The organism is Candidatus Poriferisocius sp. (assembly GCF_965214065.1).
Lineage (GTDB): Bacteria > Actinomycetota > Acidimicrobiia > Acidimicrobiales > Bin134 > Poriferisocius.
Window position 1 is genome coordinate 496,484 of record NZ_CBDCAT010000027.1, and the last position, 26,253, is coordinate 522,736.

27 protein-coding genes and 1 tRNA gene are annotated in these 26,253 nt (G+C 63.6%); 12 read left to right on the plus strand and 16 right to left on the minus strand.

Annotation, left to right across the window (positions count from 1 at the left end):
• Positions 1 to 6: 6 nt before the first annotated feature.
• Positions 7 to 90 (minus strand) — tRNA-Leu (locus ACOOGG_RS08635).
• 144 nt (positions 91 to 234) lie between these two features.
• Between ACOOGG_RS08635 and ACOOGG_RS08640 the strand changes: the two genes are divergently transcribed.
• Together ACOOGG_RS08640 and pknB are read left to right on the plus strand one after the other, a co-directional pair.
• On the plus strand, positions 235 to 1,029 hold the full coding sequence (locus tag ACOOGG_RS08640) for a PP2C family protein-serine/threonine phosphatase (protein WP_420434287.1): 795 nt from the start codon (positions 235 to 237) through the stop codon (positions 1,027 to 1,029).
• Positions 1,030 to 1,062: 33 nt separating this feature from the next.
• Complete coding sequence (gene pknB, locus ACOOGG_RS08645) at positions 1,063 to 3,363, plus strand: Stk1 family PASTA domain-containing Ser/Thr kinase (RefSeq protein WP_420434289.1); 2,301 nt, start codon at positions 1,063 to 1,065, stop codon at positions 3,361 to 3,363.
• A 21-nt stretch (positions 3,364 to 3,384) separates the two neighbouring features.
• On the opposite strand, the gene ACOOGG_RS08650 is transcribed toward pknB, so the two are convergent.
• A complete protein-coding gene (locus ACOOGG_RS08650; RefSeq protein ID WP_420434291.1) occupies positions 3,385 to 3,966 on the minus strand; it encodes an anthranilate synthase component II in 582 nt (193 codons plus the stop codon).
• 56 nt (positions 3,967 to 4,022) lie between these two features.
• Here ACOOGG_RS08650 and ACOOGG_RS08655 point away from each other — a divergent pair, with 56 nt between their 5' ends.
• Complete coding sequence (locus ACOOGG_RS08655; RefSeq protein ID WP_420434293.1) at positions 4,023 to 4,298, plus strand: cell division protein CrgA; 276 nt, start codon at positions 4,023 to 4,025, stop codon at positions 4,296 to 4,298.
• A gap of 74 nt (positions 4,299 to 4,372) precedes the next feature.
• On the opposite strand, the gene ACOOGG_RS08660 is transcribed toward ACOOGG_RS08655, so the two are convergent.
• Positions 4,373 to 4,630 carry a hypothetical protein gene (locus tag ACOOGG_RS08660; protein ID WP_420434295.1) on the minus strand — a complete coding sequence of 86 codons (258 nt, stop codon included), beginning with the start codon at positions 4,628 to 4,630 and terminating at the stop codon, positions 4,373 to 4,375.
• Between the two features lie 34 nt (positions 4,631 to 4,664).
• Here ACOOGG_RS08660 and ACOOGG_RS08665 point away from each other — a divergent pair, with 34 nt between their 5' ends.
• On the plus strand, positions 4,665 to 5,177 hold the full coding sequence (locus ACOOGG_RS08665; protein ID WP_420434297.1) for a DoxX family protein: 513 nt from the start codon (positions 4,665 to 4,667) through the stop codon (positions 5,175 to 5,177).
• A gap of 3 nt (positions 5,178 to 5,180) precedes the next feature.
• Positions 5,181 to 6,251 carry an Ldh family oxidoreductase gene (locus ACOOGG_RS08670; RefSeq protein ID WP_420434299.1) on the plus strand — a complete coding sequence of 357 codons (1,071 nt, stop codon included), beginning with the start codon at positions 5,181 to 5,183 and terminating at the stop codon, positions 6,249 to 6,251.
• On the opposite strand, the gene ACOOGG_RS08675 is transcribed toward ACOOGG_RS08670, so the two are convergent.
• A complete protein-coding gene (locus ACOOGG_RS08675) occupies positions 6,252 to 7,418 on the minus strand; it encodes a zinc-dependent alcohol dehydrogenase (RefSeq protein ID WP_420434301.1) in 1,167 nt (388 codons plus the stop codon).
• A gap of 24 nt (positions 7,419 to 7,442) precedes the next feature.
• On the minus strand, positions 7,443 to 8,777 hold the full coding sequence (locus ACOOGG_RS08680) for a peptidoglycan DD-metalloendopeptidase family protein (RefSeq protein WP_420434303.1): 1,335 nt from the start codon (positions 8,775 to 8,777) through the stop codon (positions 7,443 to 7,445).
• 178 nt (positions 8,778 to 8,955) lie between these two features.
• Between ACOOGG_RS08680 and ACOOGG_RS08685 the strand changes: the two genes are divergently transcribed.
• Complete coding sequence (locus tag ACOOGG_RS08685) at positions 8,956 to 9,348, plus strand: hypothetical protein (protein WP_420434305.1); 393 nt, start codon at positions 8,956 to 8,958, stop codon at positions 9,346 to 9,348.
• Here the strand turns inward: ACOOGG_RS08685 and ACOOGG_RS08690 are convergent, their stop codons facing one another.
• From ACOOGG_RS08690 to ACOOGG_RS08710, 5 genes are all read right to left on the minus strand, one after another.
• Positions 9,349 to 11,064 (minus strand): acyl-CoA dehydrogenase, encoded by a 1,716-nt coding sequence (locus ACOOGG_RS08690; protein WP_420434307.1) that lies wholly within the window; start codon positions 11,062 to 11,064, stop codon positions 9,349 to 9,351.
• A gap of 1 nt (position 11,065) precedes the next feature.
• Positions 11,066 to 12,025: a methylmalonyl Co-A mutase-associated GTPase MeaB gene (meaB, locus tag ACOOGG_RS08695; protein WP_420434309.1), complete on the minus strand. Its 960-nt coding sequence runs from the start codon at positions 12,023 to 12,025 to the stop codon at positions 11,066 to 11,068.
• A gap of 31 nt (positions 12,026 to 12,056) precedes the next feature.
• The gene (locus tag ACOOGG_RS08700) at positions 12,057 to 12,509 is read right to left on the minus strand and encodes a cobalamin B12-binding domain-containing protein (RefSeq protein ID WP_420434311.1); all 453 of its coding nucleotides are present in this window, start codon (positions 12,507 to 12,509) and stop codon (positions 12,057 to 12,059) included.
• A gap of 4 nt (positions 12,510 to 12,513) precedes the next feature.
• Entirely contained in the window at positions 12,514 to 14,079 is a 1,566-nt protein-coding gene (locus tag ACOOGG_RS08705; protein WP_420434313.1) for an acyl-CoA mutase large subunit family protein, read from the minus strand.
• A gap of 102 nt (positions 14,080 to 14,181) precedes the next feature.
• Entirely contained in the window at positions 14,182 to 15,870 is a 1,689-nt protein-coding gene (locus ACOOGG_RS08710) for an N-acyl-D-amino-acid deacylase family protein (RefSeq protein WP_420434315.1), read from the minus strand.
• 22 nt (positions 15,871 to 15,892) lie between these two features.
• Here ACOOGG_RS08710 and ACOOGG_RS08715 point away from each other — a divergent pair, with 22 nt between their 5' ends.
• Genes ACOOGG_RS08715 through ACOOGG_RS08725 form a run of 3 tightly spaced genes read left to right on the plus strand, consistent with a single transcriptional unit; the run spans position 15,893 to position 17,392 of the window.
• The gene (locus ACOOGG_RS08715; protein WP_420434317.1) at positions 15,893 to 16,282 is read left to right on the plus strand and encodes a nuclear transport factor 2 family protein; all 390 of its coding nucleotides are present in this window, start codon (positions 15,893 to 15,895) and stop codon (positions 16,280 to 16,282) included.
• Between the two features lie 11 nt (positions 16,283 to 16,293).
• On the plus strand, positions 16,294 to 17,082 hold the full coding sequence (locus ACOOGG_RS08720; protein WP_420434319.1) for an SDR family NAD(P)-dependent oxidoreductase: 789 nt from the start codon (positions 16,294 to 16,296) through the stop codon (positions 17,080 to 17,082).
• Positions 17,083 to 17,137: 55 nt separating this feature from the next.
• Positions 17,138 to 17,392, plus strand: a complete 255-nt coding sequence (locus ACOOGG_RS08725; protein WP_419924566.1) for a MazG nucleotide pyrophosphohydrolase domain-containing protein — start codon at positions 17,138 to 17,140, stop codon at positions 17,390 to 17,392.
• Positions 17,393 to 17,524: 132 nt separating this feature from the next.
• Here ACOOGG_RS08725 and ACOOGG_RS08730 read toward each other — a convergent pair whose 3' ends face one another.
• Positions 17,525 to 18,553, minus strand: a complete 1,029-nt coding sequence (locus ACOOGG_RS08730; RefSeq protein WP_420434321.1) for an aspartate-semialdehyde dehydrogenase — start codon at positions 18,551 to 18,553, stop codon at positions 17,525 to 17,527.
• 41 nt (positions 18,554 to 18,594) lie between these two features.
• Complete coding sequence (locus ACOOGG_RS08735; protein ID WP_420434323.1) at positions 18,595 to 19,809, minus strand: aspartate kinase; 1,215 nt, start codon at positions 19,807 to 19,809, stop codon at positions 18,595 to 18,597.
• Positions 19,810 to 19,887: 78 nt separating this feature from the next.
• On the opposite strand from ACOOGG_RS08735, the gene ACOOGG_RS08740 reads away from it, so the two are divergent.
• Positions 19,888 to 21,279: a peptidylprolyl isomerase gene (locus tag ACOOGG_RS08740; protein ID WP_420434325.1), complete on the plus strand. Its 1,392-nt coding sequence runs from the start codon at positions 19,888 to 19,890 to the stop codon at positions 21,277 to 21,279.
• A gap of 34 nt (positions 21,280 to 21,313) precedes the next feature.
• Entirely contained in the window at positions 21,314 to 21,988 is a 675-nt protein-coding gene (gene aat, locus ACOOGG_RS08745; RefSeq protein ID WP_420434327.1) for a leucyl/phenylalanyl-tRNA--protein transferase, read from the plus strand.
• Here aat and ACOOGG_RS08750 read toward each other — a convergent pair.
• The 3 genes from ACOOGG_RS08750 to ACOOGG_RS08760 are packed head-to-tail and all read right to left on the minus strand — an operon-like array spanning position 21,985 to position 24,298.
• Positions 21,985 to 22,551, minus strand: coding sequence for an MOSC domain-containing protein (locus ACOOGG_RS08750; protein WP_420434329.1), 567 nt, complete (start codon positions 22,549 to 22,551; stop codon positions 21,985 to 21,987). The two genes, aat and ACOOGG_RS08750, sit on opposite strands and share 4 nt — an antisense overlap.
• Positions 22,548 to 22,742, minus strand: coding sequence for a hypothetical protein (locus ACOOGG_RS08755; RefSeq protein ID WP_420434331.1), 195 nt, complete (start codon positions 22,740 to 22,742; stop codon positions 22,548 to 22,550). Before ACOOGG_RS08755 ends, ACOOGG_RS08750 begins: the two co-directional genes overlap by 4 nt.
• Positions 22,743 to 22,756: 14 nt before the next feature.
• The gene (locus ACOOGG_RS08760; protein WP_420435188.1) at positions 22,757 to 24,298 is read right to left on the minus strand and encodes an acyl-CoA carboxylase subunit beta; all 1,542 of its coding nucleotides are present in this window, start codon (positions 24,296 to 24,298) and stop codon (positions 22,757 to 22,759) included.
• 242 nt (positions 24,299 to 24,540) lie between these two features.
• Between ACOOGG_RS08760 and ACOOGG_RS08765 the strand changes: the two genes are divergently transcribed.
• Positions 24,541 to 25,122, plus strand: coding sequence for a TIGR00730 family Rossman fold protein (locus ACOOGG_RS08765; RefSeq protein WP_420434333.1), 582 nt, complete (start codon positions 24,541 to 24,543; stop codon positions 25,120 to 25,122).
• On the opposite strand, the gene ACOOGG_RS08770 is transcribed toward ACOOGG_RS08765, so the two are convergent.
• On the minus strand, positions 25,104 to 26,240 hold the full coding sequence (locus ACOOGG_RS08770) for a nitronate monooxygenase (RefSeq protein WP_420434335.1): 1,137 nt from the start codon (positions 26,238 to 26,240) through the stop codon (positions 25,104 to 25,106). The two genes, ACOOGG_RS08765 and ACOOGG_RS08770, sit on opposite strands and share 19 nt — an antisense overlap.
• Between the last annotated feature and the right edge of the window lie 13 nt (positions 26,241 to 26,253).

A 26,253-nucleotide genomic window follows, 5' to 3' on the forward strand; every position in this document is an offset into this window, starting at 1 on the left:
AATGGGTGCGCGAGGGGGGACTTGAACCCCCACGTCCTTGCGGACACAGGAACCTGAATCCTGCGCGTCTGCCAATTCCGCCACTCGCGCTGGTTGTCGGGGTGGTCAGCGTACAAGACGGGAGCACCGATCAGTAACCGAGTTGTTCATCGGTCGTCGGGTTGGCAGCGACAGCCAATGCAACTATGGGTATAGTCCTGCGCAGAGTAGGAGAACCACGGCCATGGAACTCTGATGATCCGGCTAGAAGCGGGGCAAGCTACCGACCGAGGCCGGCGTCGAGAAAAAAACGAAGATTCGATGTTGGCAGTCGACGGCCTCTTTGCGGTTGCCGATGGGTTGGGCGGTCACCGGGGGGGAGAAGTGGCGTCGGCCCTTGCCGTGCAGACGCTGGCTGCTGAGGTGAAAGCTGCGATCGAGGCTCGCCCCGCCACTCGCCGCCGATCGTTCCGCCGCCGCCCCCTATTTTCGTCTACTCCCACGGTGGAGGAGTTGGTGGGTGCGGTGGATAGGGCCAATCAGGAGATCTTGGCCAAGTCAAAGTCGACCCCCGAGTTGGCCGGGATGGGAACCACCTTGTGTGGACTGGCCGTAGTCGAGCACGACGACGAGGAATCGCTGGCGGTGGTGAACGTCGGCGACTCCCGGGTCTACCGCTGCGACGACAGCGGTTTCCACCAAGTGACGGAAGATCACACCGTGGTGCAGGAGATGCTGAAGGCGGGAATGATCACGCCGGAAGAGGCTGAAATCCACGAAAGCCGGAATCATCTCAGCAGAGCTCTGGGTATTGAGTCGAAGGTGGCGGTTGACGATTGGATGCTGGAACCGGTGAGCGGGCACCGGTATTTGCTGTGTTCCGATGGCTTGAACCATGAAGTGGCCGATCGGGATATACACGCAGTCCTACTTCAATACGAGGTGCCAACAGAGGCGGCAGGTGCGCTGGTCGACCTGGCTTTGCGCAAGGGCGGAAGCGACAACATCACGGTGATAGTGGTGGATGTAGCAGACGTAGCCCTCCAATAAATCGCCCAAGCAAAGAACTACGCTGTTTTTGCCATGTCAGACAACGGTCCCGAACTCTTGGGCAGTCGCTACCAACTGCACAATCAAATCGCTCGCGGCGGCATGACCGATGTTTTTCTGGGACACGACACCCTGTTGTCCCGTCCAGTGGCCATCAAACGCCTGTTTCCAGAATTTGCCACTGATCCAAACTTTGTGGAGCGGTTCAGGCGGGAGGCAACTGCGGCGGCCAACCTCAGTCATCCCAACATCGTGGCGGTGTATGACTGGGGTTCAGCCGAGGGTACGTATTACATCGTCATGGAATACATCGAAGGGCACAGCCTGGCTGAGTTGCTGCGCTCGGGAGGCCCTTTGGCTCCGGAGCGGGCCGCGGAGATCGCCATGGATGTGGCAGAGGCACTGGGATTTGCTCATAGCAACGGGGTAATCCACCGGGATGTGAAGCCCAGCAATGTGCTGCTCTCGCCCGACGGCCAGGTGAAGGTCACCGACTTCGGCATCGCCATTGTGGCGTTCGGTGGAGCGGAGTCGAATCTCACCCAAACCGGTGCGGTGATGGGCACAGCGACCTATTTCTCGCCGGAACAGGCCCAAGGGAAGCCTCTGGATCATCGCAGCGACCTGTACTCGCTGGGAATCGTGTTGTACGAGATGCTCTGTGGCCGTCCTCCGTTTACGGGCGACACTTCGGTAGCCATCGCCTACAAGCATGTTCAGCAGGCCGTGCCTTCCCCCTCGTCGCTGGGAGTCTTGCTGCCGGAGTCGCTGGAAGCCATTGCCATGAAGTTGTTGGCCAAGAACCCGGAGGAGCGGTACCCCACGGCCAAGGACGTCATCCGAGACCTGCGGCGGTATCGACAGGGTCGCCATCAACTGTCGACTGCGCACCGGCCGGCGGGGCCGTCGCCACCAGAGAAGATGCCAGAGGAGCCCCCAAAGCCCCAGCAGGCTGCTCCCCCACCCACGTCCATGGGACCAGTGCAGCCCCCGCCGGCCCCCTCGCCGGCCCCAGTGGCCGTGTTGGAGCCATCCTCGCGCGCTGGGTTGTACACCGCGGCCGCAGTCATCTTCATTGCGGTGGCAGTGCTGGTGTTTTTCGTGCTCTCAAATGTGCTCGATAACGGTGATGATGCCGTTCCACCCGTGGTAACCAGCACATCTGTCCCCGAGATATCCGTGCCCGATGTGGTGGGTCTGTCGAGCCAGGCGGCGATACGCGAGCTCCGAGCCTTTGGTTTCGTGGTCAGCCAGGTGTTTACGGCCAGCGAGACGGTGCCGAGCAACGAGGTGATCTCCCAGTCTCCTGAGGCGCTGACCGAGGTGAATCAGGGGGACGAAATCGAGATCACGGTGAGCTCCGGGGCAGTTCCGGTGATTGTGCCCGGTGTTGTGGGCCAAAGCGCGGGAGACGCCGCCCGCTTCCTGCAAGACCGGGGGTTCGTCTCCGAATTGCAGGTGATGGAGGGATCCACCGGGCCGGCCGGACAGGTGCTGCGCCAAGATCCAGTGGTGGGGAGCGAGGTTGCCCCCGGCAGCACGGTTACGCTTTTTGTGGCTGAAGGGCTCCAACCCGTAGAGGTGCCCGATGTGGCGGGAATGACCTTGTTGCAGGCCACCCAGGTTTTGGTGCAAGCCGGCCTGGAGGTGAGCGATGAAGTCATCGATGAATCCTCAGTCGATGTGGAGGAAGGCCTGGTGATCGGTACCGATCCTGCGCCGCCGGGTCTGTTGTTGCCCGGCTCCACGGTCATGATCTTGCGCTCTGCGGGTCCAGAGAGCGTGGTTGTGCCCAGTCTGATTGGACTCACCCCGGAGACTGCTGCCGAGCAGCTGATCGGATTGGAACTGGTATTGACCGAGCCCATCGCCGAGTGTGATTTCCCGAACGACGCCGAAGAGCTCGTGGGTCGGGTCATGGGCCAGGTACCGCCGGCTGAGGAGGAGCATCCTCAGGGAACTGAAGTGGCTGTCTGCCTGGGGCGGCCAACTTCGACAGAGCCGGGGCCGACGCCCACAGAGATTATTGATGAGTTCACCCCCCGCAGGATGGAGGCCAGGAGTGACGCCGCGGCGGTAACCGCCAGGGCTGTTATTGCGGGTCGCCAGCCCGACTCCTTAGGCAGCATCGCAAGATGGAATGCACTGTCGAGCAGATTCGCCTCAGAGTGCAGGGAATTGGAGACGGCCTACTCTGACGTCCCTGGCCTTGTGGTGGAATGGAATTTGGAGAATCCATATCCGATGCCTGCGGCCGCGGCGAATGCCGACAATTGGGCAGAAGGCCTTGATGGCGACACGCCGGGTGTAGACGACGGATGTGTCGTGCCCTGAGTGTGGCCACCAGGGCGGTTGTTACGGGGAGATCTGGGCCAGAAAGTTCCTCAACATGTCATGGCCGGACGAGGTCAAGATTGACTCGGGGTGAAACTGCACTCCCTCCACCGGGTGATCGCGGTGGCGCAGCCCCATCACCAGCCCGTCATCGGTTTCCGCAGTAATAGTCAGGATGTCGGGCACGGAAGATCGCTCCACGATGAGCGAGTGGTATCGGGTGGCTTCAATGGGATTGGGAAGTCCGGCGAAGACCCCTTCACCGGTGTGGTGGATAATCGACGTCTTGCCGTGCATGACCTGAGGTGCTCGAACCACCCGGCCGCCAAAAACCTCCCCAAGGCACTGCAATCCGAGGCACACGCCGAGCAGGGGCCGCAAGCCGCTGAACTGCCGGATGAGGGCGTTGCTCAGCCCGGCATCGGAGGGCTGGCCCGGTCCGGGACTGATGAGAACACCATCGGGATCGATGTCGAAGGCCTGTTCGAGGGTGATGGCATCGTGGCGATAGACAAGGGGCTCCGCACCCAGTTCGCCGAGGTATTGGACCAGGTTGTAGACGAAGGAGTCGTAGTTGTCGATCACCAGTATGCGGGGAGTCACCGGGGTCAACGTTATCGGGGGCGCTGCTCGGGGTTAGAAGCGCATATCCTTTGACCATGGCCAAACCGACCAAGCGCAGAGTGCAGGGCGGGCGGGTTACTCCAAGGGGTACTCGACCCGAAAACGAGGCGGGGCCCCGTGTGCCGGTCTCTGCCGAGAAGATCAGCCCGACTTGGGTGCCGGTGCTGATGATCGCCCTGCTGGCCCTGGGGGCAATCATGATCGTGTTGAACTACGTCGCCTTGTTGCCGGGCGATACCAGCAACTGGTACCTGCTGGGAGGGCTTGGTTTGCTGCTGGCAGGCATGCTGGTGGCCACACAGTGGCATTAGCCAGCTTGGTTGGTCTCTAGTTACGGCTTTGTAGTTTGTTCCCAGGTTTATCCACAGTCTGTGGACAAATAGCCTCACTCGTCGATGGGGGCGACCAAGTCCATGTCATCGCCGCAGTGTCGAGGAGGCGCAGGGTCTTCTTCGGGTGCTGTGGTCATACGGACCTCGGTGTAGCAGACCGAGCATCGGAACGTGATCTTCACCCTGCGCAGCTCTCCCGGCGGAGGAGGCGGCGGAAGCGGCTGGCGAATCATCAAGAGCACCCCGACGCCGACACGGATGAGGATCATCCCGGCAAGAATGGCGATAAGCACGCTGAGCCATAGGGGCACTTGTTAAGACTAGATGGGCCGGTACTGTAGGCCCATGGATGAGATGAATCTGGCAATGCTGATTCTGCGGGTCGGCATTGGGCTTACGTTTGCCGCTCACGGATACGGCAAGATCTTTCAGGGTGGCCGCATTCCCGGTACTGCGGGCTGGTTCGACAGCATGGGAATGAAACCGGGCAAGTTACATGCCTGGATGGCCGCACTTACTGAGATCAGCGTCGGATTGCTCTTGGCCTTGGGACTCTTCACGCCACTGGCCGCCGCGGGCATGATCGGGGTCATGGTGGTGGCCGCGTGGACGGTACACCGGCACAACGGCTTCATGATCGTGCGGGAAGGCTGGGAGTACACCTTCGTTTTGGCCGTGGTCGCAGCAGCAGTGGCCACTTTGGGACCCATGGAGTGGTCGATCGACAACGCGCTGGGCATCGATGACGATTGGGATGGCTATGTGGGCTTGGCCATCGGCGCCGGTGGCGGAGTGCTGGCTGGTTTGGCCCAGCTCACTGTGTTCTATCGCCCCCCCAAATCCGAAGAGACCGACTGAACGGTGAGCGATGCGGGTGTGATCCGACTGGATCATGGAGAGTTGCGGCGCTACGAGGCTGCCATTCTGAACGGGTTGGGGGTTCCCTCCGACCAAGCCGAGATCGTGGCCGACAACCTGGTGGAGGCTGACCTCCGCGGGGTGGACTCCCATGGGGCACACTTGGTGGAACTGTATGTGGCCCGGCTGAGATCGGGACACCTGCGCCCGGTCACCGAGGTGAAGGTTGTGCGCGACGACGGTGCCACCGTGATGTTGGATGGCGGGATCGGTTTCGGTCAGATCTCCGGCGTTGCGGCCATGGAATTAGCGGTGGAGCGGGCCAAAGCCCACGGGGTGGCTGCGGTAACCGTGCGAGAGGGCACTCATCTGGGGGCTCTGGCCTACTACACCCTGCCCGCGGCCGAAGCGGGGTGCTTTGCCTTAGCGGTACAGAACGGCCCGGCCATCGTTCCTCCTTACGGTGGTCGGTCCGGGATTTTCTCGACCAATCCGTTCTCCTGGGCGGCTCCTGCTGGCGAAGAGCTGCCGGTGGTGTACGACATCGCCACCACCGCGGTGGCCGGAAACAAGATCTTGCTGGCCAAGAAGCGAGGCGATCCAAGCATTCCCGAGGGATGGGCCAACGACGAACAGGGCCGGCCAACCACTGACACCGCGACCGCATCGGCCCAGAATCTGTGTTGGTTCGGAGGGTATAAGGGGTTCGGAATTGCGCTAATGGTGGAAGTGCTCTCGGGCATTGTGGCGGGAAGCAGCTTTGGCCACACCGAGCAAACCGAATGCGAGCTGGTGGGCAACCGCCGGTTGGCCAAGGGCTGGATGTTCTTGACTCTCGACTTGGAGCGGTTCTGCGGGCTGGACCGATTTCGAGAGCAGATGGACCAGCTCATCAGAGATGTGCACAACACTGAGCGAGCTGAAGGGGTAGATCGGATCTATGTGCCCGGCGAGATCGAGCACGAGAATCGGGCCGAGCGGCTGGCATCGGGGATCCCCCTGCCGGCTGCCCTGATAGAGGAGATCAGCGCCATCGGTGCTGATTTTGATCTCCCCCCGTTGGGTTCGGTATGACTATCCGCTCTGCTCGAAGACGACTTTGACTGCTCCTCGAGAGCCGGCCTCTGCGGCGTGCGTAATGGCTTCTCGATAGCGATCCAGGGGATAGCGGGCTGACACCAGCCGCTCAAGTTTGGCTGATTCCACCAAGTCGAAGGCCAGCTCGAAGCTGGTGGCGGTGTTGCCGTCGGCGAGGGTTTCGGTGCCGTAGGTGTAGGCCCCCACCAGCTCGGTTTCCCGGTGCCACAACCCGGTCAGATCGACTCGGGCTGCCTCGGGCATGCCCAACAGCACCACTCGGCCGCGCGGCCGGGTGATGGCGATGGCATCAGCCACCGATGCCGGGCTGCCCACTGCGTCGATGGTTATGTCCACTCCGCTGGAGAGGTAATCGCCCAGCATCCGGCAACCACAGAACCTCCGCACTGATCGGCGCAGTTCGCTGGGGTCAACCACGATGTCGGCGCTCAACTCGGCGGCCAAGTCTCGCTGGTGCGGGTATTTGGCGGTGACGATAACCGTTCCTGCTGGTGTCACTGCCCGCAGTGCAGCCAGCGAGCACAGCCCCATGGTGCCAGCTCCCAGCACTGCGACCGAAGCGCCTGCCTCGACCTCGGCTTTCAGAGCGGCGTGGACCCCGCCCGCGGCCGGCTCCAACATCACTGCGGCCTCATCGCTGAAGTGCTGGGGCACAGAGTGGAGCTGGCTTTGGTGGGCCACCAGCGCCTCTCCCCATCCGCCGCCGGTGCTGGAGCAAAACCCGATTTGGATTCCGTCTTTGATCGCGCCTCCCAGCAGGTAGCCGTAGTCATTGCCATCTCCGGGGGCGGCGCCAGGAAAGGGCAGAGGCTCGTTGCGGGCCGCCGGTCCTAGGACCGGTTCGAGGGCTAGGCGGTGGCCGTCCTGGTCGATGCCCACCACCTCGTGGCCGGGGATGAAGGGGAACGACACCAGCGGCTCGAAATACCGGGAGGACCGGCCCTCCACGGTGGCCAAGTCTGAGCCGCAGATCCCCGTCAACCGGGGGGTGATTGTACGCCAGTCCGGTCCGGGGAGTTTGGGCGGTTCGACATCGCGCAACTGCAGGGGGCCTACTTCGCCGCCGATGCCGGGGACCACTCGGGAGGCCACCGCGGCAGCCGCATAGCGGGCGAGCTTGCGCTCGAAAACCAATGCCTGCACTATTGCGCCTGTCCGCCCACGGGGCTACAGGTAGTTTGCCGGGTCGCGGGGCGAGCCCCGGTAGCGGACTTCGAAGTGGAGATGGGGCCCGGTGGACCAGCCGGTGCTGCCGATCCCGCCGATGGTCTCGCCAATAGTCACTTCGTCGCCGACGGATACGTCGAAGCGCGACAGGTGGGCATACAGCGTGCTCCACCCGCCGGGATGTTCGATGATCACCGTGTTCCCGTATCCACCCCGTGATTGAGCCTGGGTCACGACTCCAGAGGCGGCTGCCACGATGGGGTCACCGGTGTTGCCGGCGTAATCCAGTCCTGCGTGGAAGCGCACGGTGCCGAAGATGGGGTGGATCCGGTTTCCGTATCCCGATCCAACCGGCCCTGGTACCGGTGGGAAGAACTCGGGGGGCGCGGGGATATTGAAGTCGTCGAACTGGCCGAGGCGCTCTTGGGCGGCAAGGGCGTCCAAGTCCGCTTGTCTCTGGCGCTCCAACTCGGCCAGACGGGCGAGTTCGGCTTGTCTCTGGCGCTCCAACTCGGCCAGGCGCCGTCGCTCTCTTTCCCGCTCGATCTCGTCTTCGATATGCGAGATGTCCTCGTCCAGCCCGGCGATCATGTTCTCGATTTCCAAGCTGGCCTCGGCCTCAGCCTCGATCCGCCGTTCCAGCTCCTCTCGTTTGCGATTCCACTCGTCCTGAAGCTTTTTCTGTGCTCTTCTGAGTTCGGCCAGGTCAGTCAAGGATTCTTCGATCTCGGCCTGGGCCTGCTCGATCTCGGCCTGGGCCAGTTCGGCCTGTTGTACCGCGATCTGCTGATCGTCCTTGGTTTGGCGGAGGCGATCGATGAGCACTTGGGCGTCGGCACCTAGTTCCTCGATGTAGTACTGGCGGCGAGCGTTCCGGTTGGGGTCACCGTCTTGGAGGAGGAAGTTCTGCTCGTACACCAGGTCCAGATAGATATCGACCACTTGGGAGCGCAGACGCTCTTGGATGGCCGCAATCTCCTCGTCCAGCTCAGAGTCCCGCTCTCGGGCAGCGTTTACCCGCTCCTGAGCCGCGGTTTGGGAGAGTTCCAGCGCTCTCAGCCGAGTTACAGCCGCGGCGATCCAATTGTTGACCTCGGCGAGGGCGGCGTCCACCTCTTCGATCTGAGCGTTGGTGACATTCAGCGCTTCAATAGCAAACAGAGCTTGGCGTTTCAGTGAATCCTGCTCTCGCTGCCGAGCTTCGATTTCCCGCTTCTTTTCCTCGATCTGGCGCTCACGCTCTTCGAAGAAGGAGTCTTGGGCCGCGCTGGGCGTGCTCAGTGCTAGCGGCAGCATGACCGCAATTAGGCAGACGATCCGTAAAAGCTTTTGCATATGAGGTAGTGGACAACGGCGATGGTTGTGGCGTTAGTTACAAATGTAATCAAATTGCAACAATATTACAAGTGCCCGTATATGTGAATAGTGTGGCTGATGTGGTTTAAGTGATCAATGAATTGATGGTTGAAGCGGCGGTTTCTCTGTACTCCATTGTGGTGGATACCCTGAGTTAGTGGCTGGGCTTCTGGACCGACGAGAACGGGTCATTTTGGCCGAGGACTTGGCCGGAGTAGCTGAGGGCACCCCTGGCGAAGTGATGCTCTACACCGGTATGCGCTGGGTGCGTTATTGGGTGCGATTCGACACCGGGGCCGAGCGGGGATCTATCCATCGGGACAAGCTGGTGCGCGAAGACGAGTGGGAGAGCTTTCTGGCTGGCCGGGCTGCTGCTGAGGCCGCGGGGGAAACCGATGAGCTTGCGGGCTCACCGGGCGGTGATGCCCAAGAGTCGCCGGTTGCCGATGCCGGTGGTGGCACTGGCGGTGACGTCGTTATCAACGGGGCCACCGTGCCAGCACATCTGCTGTCCCGCAGCGCCTCAGCCCGCGAGCGCCTAGGTGGATAACTAGCTCAGAGCGGATGCCCCCGACGTGACTGCGGGAAGCAGTGCCGGCGCAGTCGGAAGGATTTGGTCCAGGTAGAACCGGCTGGAGACTTGTTTGGCACTCCAGAAGCCAGCTTGGTCCGGCTCGGCCGCCTCGAGTTTCTCAGCCGTGTCCCACGCTTGAGCCATCACCCAGCCGCCGACGGTGAGACCGAGCATCTGGAGAAACGGGGTGGCGCCGGCCAAAGCGTCGTCGCCAGGGTGATCGCCCAGCCAGCGGGCGGCCTCGGCCACTGCCGCGGCGGCCTTGTCCAAGTTCCTGTCCAAACCGGCCATCTCCTCCAGCAGGGCGGCCAGCGGAGCGCCATTGTCCATGGGAACCTTCCGCCCGACCAGGTCAATGGCCTGGATGCCATTGGTTCCTTCGTAGATGGGGCCAATGCGACTGTCGCGCCAGTATTGGGCTGCTCCGGTCTCCTCGATGAATCCCATGCCCCCATGGACCTGGATGCCTACCGATGCCACCTCAACACCCTGGTCGGTACACCAGGCCTTTGAAACTGGGGTGAGCAATTCGGCCCGTTGCTGAGCTCGCTTTCGGTGCTCGGGATCGGGATGCCGTGAGCCCTGGTCGGCGGCGGCGGCGTTGAGATACAACAACCCCCGCATGGCCTCGGTACGGGCCCGCATGTCCAACAGCATCCGACGAACGTCGGGGTGTTGGTCGATGGGGGCCTGAGCGCCGGTTTTGGTGTTGGGGCGGCGTCCCTGCCGTCGTTCAGCGGCGAAAGTGGCCGCTTGTTGGTAGGCCCGCTCGGCCACGGCCAGACCCTCCAGCCCAACCAGTAGACGGGCTTTGTTCATCATGGTGAACATCTGGGGCATTCCCTGATGCTCATCGCCCACCAACTCGCCGACCGCGCCGTCTAGCTCCATCACGCAGGTGGGGCTGGCGTGAATGCCGAGCTTGTGCTCCAAGCCGATGCATCGGATGGCATTGCGCTCGCCCACTTCGCCGTTCGGTCCCAGCAGAAACTTGGGCACGATGAACAAGGAGATGCCCCGGGTGCCTACCGGTGCGCCAGGGGTGCGGGCCAGCACGCAGTGGACGATGTTCTCGGCCATGTCGTGCTCTCCCCAGGTGATGAAGATCTTCTGACCCCACAGTCGAAAGGTTCCGTTGGCCTGAGGCTCAGCCCGTGTGCTGAGCGCACCGACATCGGACCCGGCTTGGGGCTCGGTCAATAGCATGGTGCCGGTCCAAGTGCCGCTAATGAGCTGGGGCAGCCAGCGGTGTTTCTGCTCGTCGCTGCCATGAGCGCCGATTGGCCCGATAGCGCTCTGGCTAAGCATTGGGCACAGCGAGAAGGCCATGTTGGCCGAGGTGATCATCTCCTGGATGGCCACGTCGACTAATAGGGGAAAGCCAGCACCGCCGTGCTCGGGGTCAGCTGATACCCCGGTCCAGCCGCCGTTGATGAACTGCTGATAGGCCTGCCGGAAGCCCTCGGGCGTGACTACGTCGCCGCTGTCGTCGAGCACACTGCCGGTTTGGTCTCCAGTCCGGTTGGTGGGAGCGATGACCTCGGTGGCCAGCCGCCCGGCTTCAGCCAGGAGATCTTCGGTGTGGTCGAGGCCAACGTCTGACCATGCGGGCAGCTCGGCCAGTTCGTCCAAGCTGGCGATATGGCGCAGCGCGAATGTGATGTCGTCCAAAGGAGCGTTGTAGGTGCTCATTTCAGCCTTCAAGGGGGTTGTGGGACTTCAACTCGGCGAGCAGGAACTCAGCCGCAGCGGCAGGGGACAGCTCCTGGCAATCCACTCGGCTGAGAACGGCTTCGCCCGACTCGCTTTGGATCATCTGGTCTACTTGATCGCGCAGGCTCAACTCGATCCGATCGGCTACCTCGCCTCGGCGGCGGCGACAGCGGCGTCGAGCCAAGTCGCCGGAATCGTGCAGATGGGCGGTGTGGCGTTCGATCTCATCCCATAGGCCGTCGATACCCTCCCCCTCGGTGGCGGTGGTCAGCACGATGGGGGCCCGCCATCCACCTCTGTGGCCCAGGTCCAACATCAGCTCCAAGTCCCGGCGGGCGCCGCGGGCATCAGGGCGATCGGCTTTGTTCACCACGAAAACGTCGGCCACCTCCAACAGCCCGGCCTTGTTGGCCTGCACCGCATCGCCCCAGCCGGGGGTCACCACCACGACTGTGGTGTCGGCCGCCGCCGCTATCGACACCTCCACCTGCCCGACCCCCACGGTTTCCACGATGATGGGATCGCAGCCGGCGGCATCAAGCACCCGGATGGCGTCGGGCACCGCCACCGCAAGTCCGCCGGCGTGGCCTCGGGTGGCCATAGATCGGATGAAGGCATTGCTGCTGACGTGGTTGTCCATGCGGATCCGATCGCCCAAAATGGCTCCACCGGTGAGCGGGGAGCTGGGGTCGATGGCCAAGATGGCCGAACGGGATGCTCCCGAAACCGAAGCCAACCGCCCAGTTATGGTGGACTTGCCCGTTCCCGGTGCGCCGGTGACACCCACCACTCGGGCGTGGCCGGCATGGCTATGAGCCCGCTCCGACACCATTGCGGCAGTCTCGCCCCGTTTCTCCACCATGGTGAGCAACTTGCCAAGAGCCCGCCGGTTGCCGCCGCGGGCTGTTTCAAACAACTCGTCGAGCGGGTCGTGGCTCATCGTTCGAAAAGCTCGTGGGCTGGCTGATGGCTCACTGGGCGTCGGGTTGGTGGTCTACGGCCGTTTTCACTGCGGACACCACCTCATCGGCTGATGCGCCGGGACCGATTACCGCGGCCACCCCGGAATCGATGAGGGTGGAGACGTCGCCGGCGGGCACGATGCCGCCGATCACCACCGGCACGTCCAAGCCGGCTTGGTGCACGGCCTGCAACATTCGAGGGGCCAGGGTGAGATGACCGGCGTTGTGCATGGAAAGCCCGATGACGTCGGCGTCCTCCTGCTCGCAGGCGGCCACAATGCTGTCGGTGGTCTGGCGCAGACCCAGGTAGATCACTTCCATTCCGGCATCTCGCAGCGTACGGGCTACGATCTTCAACCCGCGATCGTGGCCGTCAAGTCCCAATTTGGCCAAGACCACCCGGATCGGTGCTTCGAATTCGGTGTCAGGGAAAAGCGATGTGTCAGAAGGCGGCTCGCTCATCGGGTTACACCACCGCGTTCTCCACATAGGTGCCGAACACCGTCTCCAAAGCGGCGACAATCTCGCCCTCGGTGGCATAGGTTCGCACCGCCTCGATGATGGGGGGCATTAGGTTCAAGTCGGGCTGCCCGGCGGCTTCGACCAGTGCGGCAAGAGAAGCCCTGACGGCGTCGTCATCTCGTTCGCCGCGAACTTTCTCCAGGCGCTTGAGCTGCATTTCCTCGGTTTCGTGGCCGATGGACAGAAGGCTGGCCTCCTCGTCGTCGTCCTCGGTGAACTTGTTGACCCCCACGATGATTCGCTGTCCGGTGTTCACTTCGCGCTCGTAGCGGTAGGCGGCATCAGCGATCTCGCCCACGAAATACCCGTCTTCGATGCCGGCGTAGACCCCTTCCAGCATGGAGCCGTTGCCGAGTTGGTCGATGTGGTCGAAGATCTCGTCGGCTTGGCGCTCCATCTCGTCGGTGATCCATTCCACGAAGGGGGCGCCGCCCAGCGGGTCTACCACCGAGGCGGCCCCGGTCTCGTGAGCCACAATCTGCTGAGTGCGGAGGGCGATTCGGGCCGCTTTCTCGGTGGGCAGGGCCAGGGCTTCATCGTAGGAATCGGTGTGCAGGCTCTGTGTGCCGCCCAACACCGCAGAAAGGGCCTGGATGGCCACCCGGGCGATGTTGTTCTCCGGCTGCTGGGCGGTGAGGGAGACCCCCGCGGTTTGGGTGTGGAACCGGCACATCAGCGACTTGGGGTTGGTGGCGCCGTAGCGGTCTCTCATCCACGTGGCCCAGATGCGGCGGGCGGCCCGGTACTTGCCGATTTCCTCGAAGAAGTCGCTGTGGGCATTGAAGAAGAACGAAAGGCGGGGGGCAAAGTCGTCCACCTCCAGCCCGGCGGCAACGGCGGCCTCCACATAGGCGAAGCCATTGGCCAGAGTGAAGGCCAGCTCTTGTGCGGCGGTTGAGCCGGCCTCACGGATGTGGTAGCCGGAAATGGAGACCGGGTGCCATCGGGGCATCTCCGCGGTGGTGAACCGGATCAGGTCGGTAACCAGCCGCACCGATGGGCGGGGCGGGAAGATGTACTCCTTTTGGGCTTGGTACTCCTTCAAGATGTCGTTCTGAATGGTGCCGCCGAGGTTGGCCCGGCCCACGCCGTTTTTCTCGGCCACTGCGACATACATAGCCATGGCAATGGCGGCTGGCCCGTTGATGGTCATCGAGGTGGTCACCTTGTCCAATTCGATGCCCGCAAACAGGTCTTCCATGTCGGCCAGGGTGTCCACGGCCACTCCGGCTCGGCCCACCTCGCCGATAGCCCACTCGTGATCGGAGTCGCGGCCCATGAGAGTGGGCATGTCGAACGCCGTGGACAGCCCCGTTCCTCCGGCTCGAAGCAGGGCGTGAAAGCGGGCATTGGTGTCGGTGGCGGTGCCGAACCCGGCGAACATGCGCATGGTCCACAACTTGCTGCGGTAACCGGTGGAGTAAAGCCCCCGGGTGTAGGGGTACTCACCTGGCTTCAACTCATCGCCGTAGAAGGGGTCGAGTGGGATTCCCGACATTGACTCGACCATGGGGGAATCCTAGCAAGGAAGTCCAATAGTTGGGAGTGCAAGTATCAGGTATGAGCGGTCACTTTCAAGGAAAATGGGAGTTTCTCGCGCTTTGAGGGTAGGTCAACTCCTGATCAGTTGGCCGGGTAGGGCACCGGTCAGCTCACCGTCAGCCAGCACTGTTTGTCCGGCGACCAGGGTGGCGACAAAGCCGTCGGCCCGCTGTGTCAGCCTCCGGCCGCCAGCGGGAAGGTCGAACACCATCTCAGGGGCTCGCAGTTTGAGCTGGTCGAAGTCTATGAGATTGATGTCGGCCCGCTGACCGGCCGCCAGCGTGCCCCGATCGTCGAAGCCAACCAAAGCCGCGGTGTCGGCACACTGCCACTTGATGAGCTGCTCCACCGGGAGGGTTTCACCTCGCGTCCGGTTGCGGCCCCAGTGCGAGAGCAGGAAGCTGGGCATGCTGCCGTCGCATAAGAACCCGACGTGAGCCCCGGCGTCACCCAGTCCCGGGACGCTGAGTGGGTGGGCGAGCATCTCTTTGGTGAGCTCGAAGTCGCCGTCGCCGTAGTTCATCACCGGCACATAGAGCAGCTCGGTGCCATCGCGGGCCAACAAGGCGTCGTAAAGGGCCTCGTGGGGGTCGACCCCCCGTCGGGCGGCGTCTGCCGCCACGCTGGCATCGGGGGAGGGCTCGTAATCGGGGAATTCGCCCATCGGGAAGAGATTGTCAAGTCGATTGAAGGTATGGACGGGCTGGGCGGCCAGCTCGGCCACCAGGCGTTCCCTCACCTCGGGTAGGCGTAAACGGGCCACCCGCTCAAGAAGGTCGAGAGCGGAGAGCTGGCGGTAGCTGGGGCACGAGAGGAGCGCGTGGTAGGTGGATTGGAGGCCCACGAGCACGCCCACCGGTCGGCTAGCCACCTGTGCTCGGAGGGGGATGCCGGCCGCATCGGCCTGGGTGATGCGGTCCAGCAGCTGGCGGCCCAGGTCGGGACGGCTGTCGGGGACGGTAACGGTCATGGATAGCGGACGGCCGCTTACTCGGGCCATCTCGGCCATCAGGTCGAACTCGGCATCCAGATTACCCCAGTCGCCCACCATCTCGAACACGCCCTTGCCGGTTTGCCCCACTGCCTCGGCGATGGCCCACAGCTCGGCTGCGCCGGCGGTGAGGCTGGGAGTGTGCTCACCGTCTTTGGTCCTGTGGTTGATGGTACGGCTGGTGGTGAAACCCACCGCCCCGGCGGCCACTCCTTCGGCGGCCAGTAGGGCCATCTTGGTGATCTCGGCGGGGGTGGGATGATTGTTGTGGTCGGCACCCCGCTCACCCATGACGTAGGCCCGTAGCGCACCGTGGGGCACTTGGGCGGCCACGTCGATGGTGCGGGGCTTGCGCTCAACGGCGTCCAGGTATTCGGGGAAGCTCTCCCATTCCCACTCGATTCCCTCGGCGAGAGCCGCGCCGGGGATGTCCTCTACTCCTTCCATCAGGCCAATAAGCCATTCCTCGGAGCCGGGGCGCACCGGGGCGAAGCCCACGCCGCAGTTGCCCATCACCACGGAGGTCACGCCGTGCCATACCGAGGGAGTCATGTCGGGATCCCAGGAGACCTGCCCGTCGTAATGGGTATGAATATCGACAAAGCCGGGGGTGACGAGGAGACCATCGGCATCGAGTTCTTGGTGGCCTTTGGAGAGGTTGGTCCCGACCTCTGTGATGGTGCCCTTGTTGATGGCGATGTCGGCGGTGTGACCGGGTTGGCCAGTGCCGTCGACAATTGTGCCGGCGCGGATGACGAGATCGTGCATGGGTCGAAGTTAGTCTCTCGGCATGAGTGATGAGTTGGCGGTACGAAATGTTGTGGCTCGACTGGCGATGTTGTCGGATGGGGGGGACTTGGAGGAGTACGTGGATTTGTTCACGGACGACGCTCGGTGGGATATGCCGGGGGGTGAGCTTCAGGGGCGGGAGAACCTCCTGGCAGGGGCCATAGAGCGTCGAGCAGCGGGGACGGTTGGGCCGGGGAGCAACACTCGCCATGTGATCACCACCCAGGCGGTGGCGGTGGATGGCGAAGAGGCTGTCTCCGACTCCTACTGGCAGTTCTGGGCGAACACCGCCGCCGAGCCTTCGATTGCGCTGTTCGGGACATACCACGATCGCCTGGTGCGCACCGAGGACGGCTGGAAGCTGGCCCATCGAGTCATCTCGTTTGGGTAGCACGGCGCGGCATGTCGGGCACAGATCGGGGGGTTCTCGAAGGTCGAGTGGGGGTGGTCACCGGCGGTGGTCGGGGGATCGGCCGGGCCATTGCGGTGGGGATGGCCAACGAGGGAGCCACTGTGGTGGTGTCGTCTCGCACCCGAGAGCAGCTTGATGCGGTTGTTGCCGAGATTGAAGGCACGGGCAGCCAGGGGCTGGCGGTGGTGGCGGATGCGGCTGACGAAGATGATGCCCGATCGCCGGTGCGGGCGGCAATGGCTCAGTTCGGGCGCGTCGATGTGTTGGTCAACAACGTGGGGGGCTCGTCGGGGGGAAACCACGATCCGTTCTCAGGAGACGCCGAGGCGTTCATGGGGACATTGCGGCTGAACCTGATTTCCGCCTTTTGGACCACCCAGGAGGCGCTTTCGCCCATGCGCGAGCAGGGGCATGGTCGCATCATCAACATCGGCTCCGGTGCATCAAAAAGGGCCGCGGCCAGCGTGGCCTACACCGCGGCCAAACACGGCCTGGTGGGCCTCACCAAGCAATTGGCGATGTCGGCTGCCCCCTATGGGATCACCGTGAACTGCCTCTGCCCGGGGTGGACCAACACGGCGCTGGTGGACTTCGAGCGCTTGGCCTCGGCCAAGGGAATCACCGCAACGCAAGCCGAAGCCGACGCCCATGCCGACAGCGCCCAGCGCCGGATCTTGGAGCCTGAGGAGCTGGCTCCGATGGCTGTTCTGTTGGCCTCAGACGCCGGCAGTGGCATCACCGGACAAGTGATCAGCGTGGACGGTGGTTACCGCCTCTGAATCGGATGCACCGGGTCACGGTGATCGGTCCTCCAATCGAGTAAACAGAGCCGCAATGGAGATCGCCGCTTTCCAACAGCTCATGGACGACCTGTACGGTCCCCAGGACCGGGAGCGGGGCATCCCCGCAACCGTGGCGTGGTTGTGTGAGGAGCTGGGAGAGCTGGCCCAGGCGGTGCGCAAGGGCGACGATGCAGAGCGGCTGCATGAGTTGGGCGATGTGCTGGCCTGGTTGGCGTCGTTAGCCAACCAGTTGGGGTTGAGCTTGGAAGAAGCGGCGTTGCGTTATCGGGATGATCCGCCACGGTAGTTGCGGTCTTGGGTTTACCATCCTCCGGTGTGGTGGCGGGTCCTGTCCCGGCCCAGCCCGCCGTCCTCGCAGAGCTGCGGGCGGCGGGCGCCCTGAGTCGGGCCACCCCCCACCACGCCTAGGTTGAGGCGCTCAGCTAGAAGAAGGAGAGAGGAGTGCCTCAGCGATTTGGATGGCGTTTAGGGCGGCGCCTTTGCGGAGATTGTCGCCGGCCACGAAGAGGGACAGGCCGTGCTGAACGGTGGGATCGACGCGTATACGGCCGACCAGGGTGGTATCGATGCCGGCGGAGGCCAACGGGGTGGGGACGTTGTCGACCACCACGCCGGGAGCGGACGACAGCAATCCGCTGGCCCGCTCAGGACTGATGGGGTGGTCGAATTCGGCGTTGATGGCCAGGCAATGGCCGGTGAACACCGGCACTCGCACGCAGGTGGCGCTCACCGCCAGATCGGGGAGTTCCAGGATCTTTCGGCTTTCCTCCACCAGCTTGCGCTCTTCGGAGGTCTCGCCAGAGTCGTCGTCAATCCAAGAGCCGCATTCGGGGACCACGTTGAAAGCGATGGGAGCGGCAAAAACCGATGCCGAGGGAAATGAGACTGCTTGGCCGTCGTGGGTGAGGCCTATGGCATCGTCGGCCACTTTGCGCACCTGTTCGTCCAGCTCAGCCACCCCGGACAATCCACCGCCGGACACTGCCTGATACGAGGAGATCACCATGCGGCGCAACCCGGCCTCAACAGCCAGTGGCTTGAGCACCGGCATGGCCACCATGGTGGTGCAGTTGGGATTGGCCACGATGCCCTTGGGAATGCTGGTCAGGGCATGGGCATTTACCTCGGGCACAACGAGGGGCACGTCGGGGTCCATCCGCCACGCCGAGGAATTGTCAACCACGGTGGCTCCGGCTTCGGCCACCCGGGGGGCCAACTCTCGGGAGGTGCCCCCGCCGGCGGAGAACAGGGCGATGTCCACCCCTCGGTAGTCGGCGGTGGCGGCATCCTCTACCACCAGATCTTGATCTCGCCACGACATGGTGCGGCTCGCGGAACGGGCCGAGGCCAGCACCCGAAGCTCGTCAATCGGGAAATTGCGCTCATCCAACAGGCGGCGCATCACCCCGCCAACCTGGCCGGTGGCACCGACAACCGCGACTCTCACGGCGACAAGCCTACTTTCGGTACCTCGGAAAACTGATGCCGTTATCGGGACAGGCCGAACGCCTCGTGTAGTGCTTGAGTGGCCTTGTCAGCATGTTCTTGGCGGATCACGCAGCTGATGCGGATGGGAGACGTAGAGATCATCTCGATGTTGACCTGGTTCTCTGACAGGGTTTCGAACATGGTGGCGGCAACACCGGGGTGCGACTTCATCCCCGCACCCACCAGGCTGATTCGGGCGATGTCCCGGTCGGCGGTCACTCCGGTGGCCCCGATTTCGGTGGCCACTGCCTTGGTGATGTCGGCGGCCGTGTTGACATCACCGTCGGGCACAGTGAAGGAGATGTCGGTGATGCCGCGCTCAGAGGCATTCTGCACGATCATGTCCACGTTCACGCCGGCGTCGGCCAGCTGACGGAACATGGCCGCCGCCACGCCGGGGCGGTCGGCCACCCCGGTCACGGTGATCTTGGCCTCGGAAGTATCGGGGGTGACTGATCGGATGATGGGTTGCTCCATGGATGGCTCCTCTTTGATCACCCAGGTTCCCTGCTCCCAGGTGAATGCGGATCGGATGTGTAGCTTGACGCCGTAGTTTTGGGCCACCTCGACGGATCGCATCGCCGGCTTGGGACAGCCCACCGCGGTCATCTCCAGCAGTTCGTCAAAGGAAATGCTGGGTAGCTTGCGGGCGTCGGCGCACACCCGGGGATCGGTGGTGAACACCCCGGACACGTCGGTGTACAGCTCACAGGCGTCTGCGCCCAAGGTGTGGGCCAGCGCAACCGCCGTGGTGTCGGAGCCGCCCCGGCCCAAGAATGTCACGTCGTTCTCGGTGCTCACCCCCTGCGACCCAGCCACCACCGGCACCCGGTTGGCCTCCAGCGCGGCTTGAACCCGGCCGGGGGTGATTTCCAGGATCTTGGCGTTGCCGTGATTGGTGTCGGTGACGAAACCGGCCTGGCTGCCGGTGAAGGAGTCGGCGGGCACTCCCAAATCATGGAGAGCCATGCAAACTAGGGCGCAGGCCTTGCGCTCCCCCGCGGTGATGAGCATGTCCAATTCTCGGCCCGGCTGGGTGTCGGACACCGCCGAGGCCAGCGCCAGCAGCTCGTCGGTCTCCTTGCCCATGGCGCTGATCACCAGCACAACGTGATCGCCCCGGCTTCGCGTGCGGCGCACATGGTCGGCCACCTCGCGGATACGGTCGGCGTTGGCTACCGACGTCCCGCCGAACTTCTGCACCACTAAGGCCACGACATAAAACGCTACCGGCCTCAGATGGGTACTTCGGTGGTTGTATTGCGAGTTTTTGGGGCCGCTAAGTTTCAGTCGATGGCCACGAGCAAGAGGCAACGGCAGCGCGATCGTCGGGAGGTGGCCCAGCAGCGGGCTAAAGTAACCGCAGTCCGCGGTCGGATTCGCTCTCGAGGAGCGCGGGTCGCACTGATCACCGCAGCGATTGTGGTGGCTGTGGTGATTCTCTGGTTATGGGCTCGAGGCGGCGACGATGAAAGTGCCCCGGTTGTCGACGAGGATTTGGTGTTTCCCGATCTTCCTCCCCCTCCAGATCCCGGCAGTGAGCGGACATACGAAGCGGCCCCAGATCAATTCCTTGATCCTGAACTTCGATATTCGGCGGTATTCAATACCAGCCTCGGGGTAATCCGGGTGAGGCTCGACCAAGGGCTGGCACCGGCGGCGGCGAACGCTTTCGCGGTCTTGGCCGATGACGGGTACTACGACGGAACGGTCATCTTCTACACCGACAACGTGGGCGGGTACATTCAGGGCGGATCGCCCCACACCAACTCCGCCGACGATCCTGGCCCGGGATTCACGGTGACGCCGGGCGAGTCGGTTGACTACGAGGCTGGTCAGCTTCTGTGGTCGGCCGAGGGCAGTTCAACCGGACAGTTCCTGTTCTTGGCCCGGGACGAGTTTCAGCCTTCCCAAGCGGTTTCCGGCCTTACGATCCTGGGCGAGACCGAGGACAACAGCCTGGGTTTGATCCGGACCATCCTCAACAGCCACGTCGACAACCCCGACACCGCCTTCGGCGGCCGGCCGGTGGAATCGGTCATCGTCAACTCAATCGACATACAATCCTCCGACCTCACCCCTGAAGGGAGCATTGATTTGAGCGGATGTCCGCCAGCAGACGGTTCGGGACCCCAGGTTCTGGATTTCGACGGTCCCCACCCCATGTGCCTGGACGTGTCCAAGCAATACACCGCGGTGTTCGACACCACCGCGGGCGAGATGCGGATCGACCTCGACGTGGCCAACACGCCGATCACGGCCAACAACTTCGCGGTATTGGCCCGATATCACTACTACGACAACACGCTGTTATTCCGGACTGATCCGAGCATCGGCATCATCCAGGGCGGGGCGCCCCACACGAACTCCCCGTCTGATCCCGGCCCGGGGTACACAATCCCCGACGAGGGCTCGGGGTTCGCCTATGAGCCGGGTCAGATCGTGATGGCCCGCACCGCGGCGCCCAACAGCGCCAGCGCCCAGTTCTTCTTAGCGGTGAACGAGAACACCGCCCTGCTCAACAACCAGGGCACTTACGTGGTGTTCGGCCAGATGGACACCAACAGCCTGGCGGTGGCCGAGGCTATTTTGGCCAGCCACGTCGACCAGCGCAATAACCGGCTGGGTGGTGGGCCTGATCCCCAGGTGATCGTCAATTCGGTCACCATCGAAGAATCCGGCTAGTCCCGCAGCCCGGTCTCTTCGGGTGGGGCAGAGTATGGGGGTGAGGCTTGTCCCCGAGCCCAGCCAGTGGGAGTTTCCCCCTGCGGAGTTGGCTGACGAGCACGGATTGGTGGCGGTGGGGGCCGATTTGGCCCCCGGCACGCTGCTGGCCGCCTACCGGGCCGGCATGTTTCCCATGCCATTGGGCCGAACCGACAAACTGGGATGGTGGTCGCCTGATCCCCGAGGGGTGATTCCTCTAGACCATCTTCGGATCACCCGTTCGCTGCGCCGTTCGCTGCGCCGCTACCGAATCACCGCCGACGTGGCCTTTGCCGACGTGGTCGACGCCTGCCGGACGATTGAGCGCCCTCATGGATGGATCTCGCCGGACATCCGGGATGCCTATGTGCGGCTGCACCGGCTGGGGTGGGCCCACAGCGTGGAGGCGTGGTCGGAGGACGGGGAACTGGTGGGCGGTCTGTACGGGGTGTCGATCGGAGGGCTGTTCGCAGGGGAGTCGATGTTCCATGTAGACCGCGACGCGTCGAAGGTGGCGCTTGTGTCGCTGGTAGGGAGGTTGAATCACGGCGGTGCTGCCCGGCTGTTGGATGTGCAGTGGGCGACGGATCATCTGCGGAGCTTGGGGGCGGTGGAGATTCCGCGGAGCGAATACTTGGAGCGACTGAAGTCAGCGGTGAAGCAGCCGTCGGCGCCGTGGCCCCGTTAGGCCAACAGAGTTACGGCGTCACCCTTGTGGATTGTGCCGGAGTGGATGACTTTGGCGTTGATGCCGCGTAGGTTGAGGGCTCGACCGGTGGGGGAGTTGACGAAGCGGAGGGCGTCGAGGCCGAATCGGCCGGAGAATTTGCCGCAACCCGTGTGGGGTTCGGCAGTGACTTCAAGGACCGCTTCGCCGATGGCGAGTTGAGTACCAGCAGGGAGGTTTTCCAAGCTGATGTCGAGATCGACATAGAGCTGGTCTCCGGCTAGGGCCCATCGTTCGATGGGCCCGGCCACCGCGGCAGCTGCGCGAGCGTTCATGATGTTGATTTGGGCGTCAATCAGTGGGCTGCCGTCGGGGGTCTTGCTTGAGCCCCGCTGGTTCCAAGTGTCGCCTTCCAAGCCCTCGTCCAGGTTGAGCATCCCGGTGTCCAACACCTCCCGCTCGTCCACCGCCGGGCGGCGCACGATCAACTCGAGAGTGCCGTGGTCGGCGGGGGCTTGGCGGATGTGGTCGAGGGCGGCCTCCAACTCCTCGGGCGTCCGGTGGCGGTCGGGATCGGCGGTCATCGTTGCAGTCCTTGTTGCTTGCGGCGGGTTGCGGCCGGTGCTGTCCACCAGCGCCCGCTGAACCGCCAGCGGGGAGCGGGAAGAGCGGGAGGCTCGTCAGTTGTGGGACGGGGCCAAAGAGCTTCATGGGCCGCCAAAATGGCAGCCACCTCGGCTTCGGTTGGCTGAGGAGTGATCTGGATGATGCTCATGTATTCGGGGACAACTAAAGCGGGATAACCCCGTGCTTGCGGGGCAGCAGTTCCTCCCGCTTGGAGCGGAGCATCTCGAATCCGGCGATCACCAGACGGCGGGTGTCGGCGGGGTCGATCACGTCGTCGATGTAGCCCCGCTCAGCGGCGATATAGGGATTGGCGTAGCGCTCGGTGTAATCGTCCACCAACTCGGCCCGCCGAGCTACAGGATCGGCAGCCGACTGGAGCTCGCGGCGGTAGATGATCTCCACCGCCCCCTGCGGGCCCATGACGGCCAGCTCGGCCCCCGGCCAGGCGAACGACAGATCGGATCCCACCGACTTGGAGTCCATCACCACATAGGCTCCGCCGTAGGCCTTCCGGGTAATGACCTGGATGCGGGGCACGGTGGCCTCGCAGTAGGCGTACAGCAGCTTGGCCCCGTGGCGGATGATGCCACCGTGTTCCTGATCGACTCCGGGAAGAAATCCGGGTACGTCTACAAAGGTCAGCAGCGGGATATTGAAGGCATCGCAAGTCCGCACGAAGCGGGCCGCTTTGGACGACGACTCGATGTCGAGCACCCCGGCCAGCACCATCGGCTGGTTGCCCACCACGCCGACTGTATGGCCGTTCAAACGGGCAAAGCCGCACACGATCGACTGGGCCCAGTGGGCGTGGTACTCCATGAATTCCCCGTCGTCCACCACGGCACCAATCACCTTGCGCATGTCGTAGGGCAAATTGGGGCTGTCGGGCATGATGTCCCGCAGCTCGGGGACTAGCCGCTCGGGATCGTCGGAAGCTTCAACGTGGGGGGGCTCTTCGAGATTGTTGGCCGGCAGGTGGCTGACCAGGAAGCGGACCTCGTCCAGCACCTCCTCTTCGGTCTCGCCCACGAAGGTGGCCACTCCCGACTTGGTGGAGTGCGAGCGGGCGCCACCCAGATCCTCCAGGGTCACCTGCTCGCCGGTTACCGTCTTCACTACGTCGGGGCCGGTGATGAACATGTGCGACTTCTCGGCCACCATGAACACGAAATCGGTCATGGCTGGGCTGTACACCGCCCCGCCCGCGCACGGGCCCAGTATCACGCTGATCTGGGGGATGACGCCGGAAGACTTGACGTTGCGGTGGAAGATGCCGCCGTAGGAGTCGAGCGATACCACCCCCTCCTGGATGCGGGCGCCAGCGCCGTCGTTGAGGCCGATCATGGGCGCACCCACCGACAGGGCCAGATCCATCACCTTGTGGATCTTCTCGGCAAACACCTCCCCCAGTGCCCCGCCGAACACGGTGAAATCCTGGGCGAAAAGAAACACCTTCTGGCCGTCGATGGTGCCCCAACCGGTTATCACGCCATCGGTGTACGGGCGTTCCTCGATGCCACTGTCCAGGGCTCGATGGCGGGCCAGCATGTCGAGCTCGTGGAAGGAGCCGTTGTCGAGGAGGTACTCGATGCGCTCCCGGGCCAGCATCTTGCCCTTGTCGTGCTGGCGGTCCACGGCCCGCTGCGGTCCGGCATGGAGGGCCTCGTGCTTGCGGCGCTCCAAGTCGTTGAGTCGATCCTTCATCGAGTGCTCGGCCATTGTCGAGACAGGCTACTTGGGCTTGGCGTTATTGAGCGTGTCGTGTTTGGCGGGTGTGGATTAACCATCCTCCGGCGGGGCGGCGGGGCCTGTCCCGGCCCAGCCCGCCGTCCTCGCAGAGCTGCGGGCGGCGGGCGCCCTGAGCCGGGCCACCCACCGCCCCGCCTATGTTGGGCTCACCGACTTCTTTTGTTTATTTGTGGAGGTGTACAGATAACCTCGCTTTGATGACTTTGGAGTCAGGTCGGGAGCAGCGGCGGGTCGCGGTGTTTTGCAGCTCATCGTTGGGGACTGAACCGGGTTACTCCTCGCTGGCGGCTGATTTGGGGCGGCGGTTGGCTGATGAGGGGATTGGGGTGGTGTTTGGTGGGGGGCGGGTGGGTTTGATGGGGGTCATGGCCGACGCAGTTATGGGCGCGGGGGGCGAGGTGATCGGGGTGATCCCGAATTTCTTGGACGAGATTGAGGTAGCCCACCAGGGCTTGACCGAACTCCACCTGGTGGACGATATGCACGAGCGTAAGCAGCTCATGTACTCGCTGTCCGATGGGTTCTGCGCCCTGCCGGGCGGGTTGGGGACTATGGAGGAGCTGTTCGAGGCGGCCACCTGGACCCAGTTGGGTTTGCATAAGGGCGGGCGGCACAAACCGGTTGTGCTGCTGGACGACGACGGGTTTTGGGAGCCGCTGGCTGGATTTCACGGTCGACTCGTCGAGGTTGGCTTTGTGAAGCAGAGCAAAGCGGGGATTATTCGGCGGGCGACGTCGATTGACGAGGCTTTGGAGTTGCTCTACCCGTCGTCGAGTTGAGTTGTCAGCGACTCGACTGCCTCGATGAATTCTTCGACGAGGTTGTAAACCACCTGTCGGGTGGGGAGGACTTGGTTCATGGTGCCGACGATTTGACCAACGAAATAGTTGGCCAGTTTATGGGCGCCGCCTTCGAGATGGTGGGACATTCGGTCGATGCGGCGACGGGCCTCGCCGGTCAAGATGACCTGCAAGGGCATGGGCAGCGGGTCGGGGGTGTCGTCCCGGTTCCACTCCTCGGTCCACGCAGAGCGCAGCATCCGGGCCGGTTTGCCGGTGAGGGTGCGGGATCGCTCGGTGTCCGATGATGCGGCAGCGAGGAACTTCTGCTTGACCGCCGGGCTGGTCTCGGCTTCCTCGGTGGCCAGCCACACCGATCCGCACCACACTCCCTGAGCGCCCAATGCCATGGCCGCAGCCATCTGGCGGCCGCGGCCGATGCCCCCGGCCCCTAGTACCGGTACGGGGGCCACCGCGTCCACCACCTCGGGTATGAGCACCATCGAGCCGATCTCCCCGGTGTGGCCGCCGGCTTCGTATCCCTGGGCGATGATGAGATCGACGCCGGCCGCGACATGGCGCTCGGCGTGGACGGCCCGGCCGGCCAAGGCACCCACCTTGGCCCCGGCGGCGTGGCTCTGGGCGATCATCTCCGGGGGCGGCGGGCCGAGCGCGTTGGCCACCAAGGCGGGCTCGTGGGCCAGGGCGATCTCCAGCTGGCGATTGGCACGGCGACTGGAGAGTGGGGCTGCCGGACCCCAGTTCTGAGTCGGACCGTCGTCGTCGGGCAGTGGGGGCACGTCGTAGCGGTCGAGCAATTCGTCGAGGAACTGCTGATGTTCCTCGGGGATGAGCGCCTTCACTTGTTCGGTGTCCAGCCCTCCCTGGTCGGCGCCCTCGTACCGGGCGGGAACGATGAGATCGACCCCGAAGGGCCGGTCGCCCACCTGCTCCCGGATCCAAGTCAGATCGGTGTCCAGATCTTCGTCGGTGTGTCCGACAACGCCCAGCACTCCCAGCCCGCCGGCCCGGCTGACCTCGGCGGCCACGTCGCGGCAGTGGGTGAAGGCCATGATGGGAAACTCGATGTCGAACGTCTCGGTAACCGCGGTGCGCATGGGTGGTTGTTCC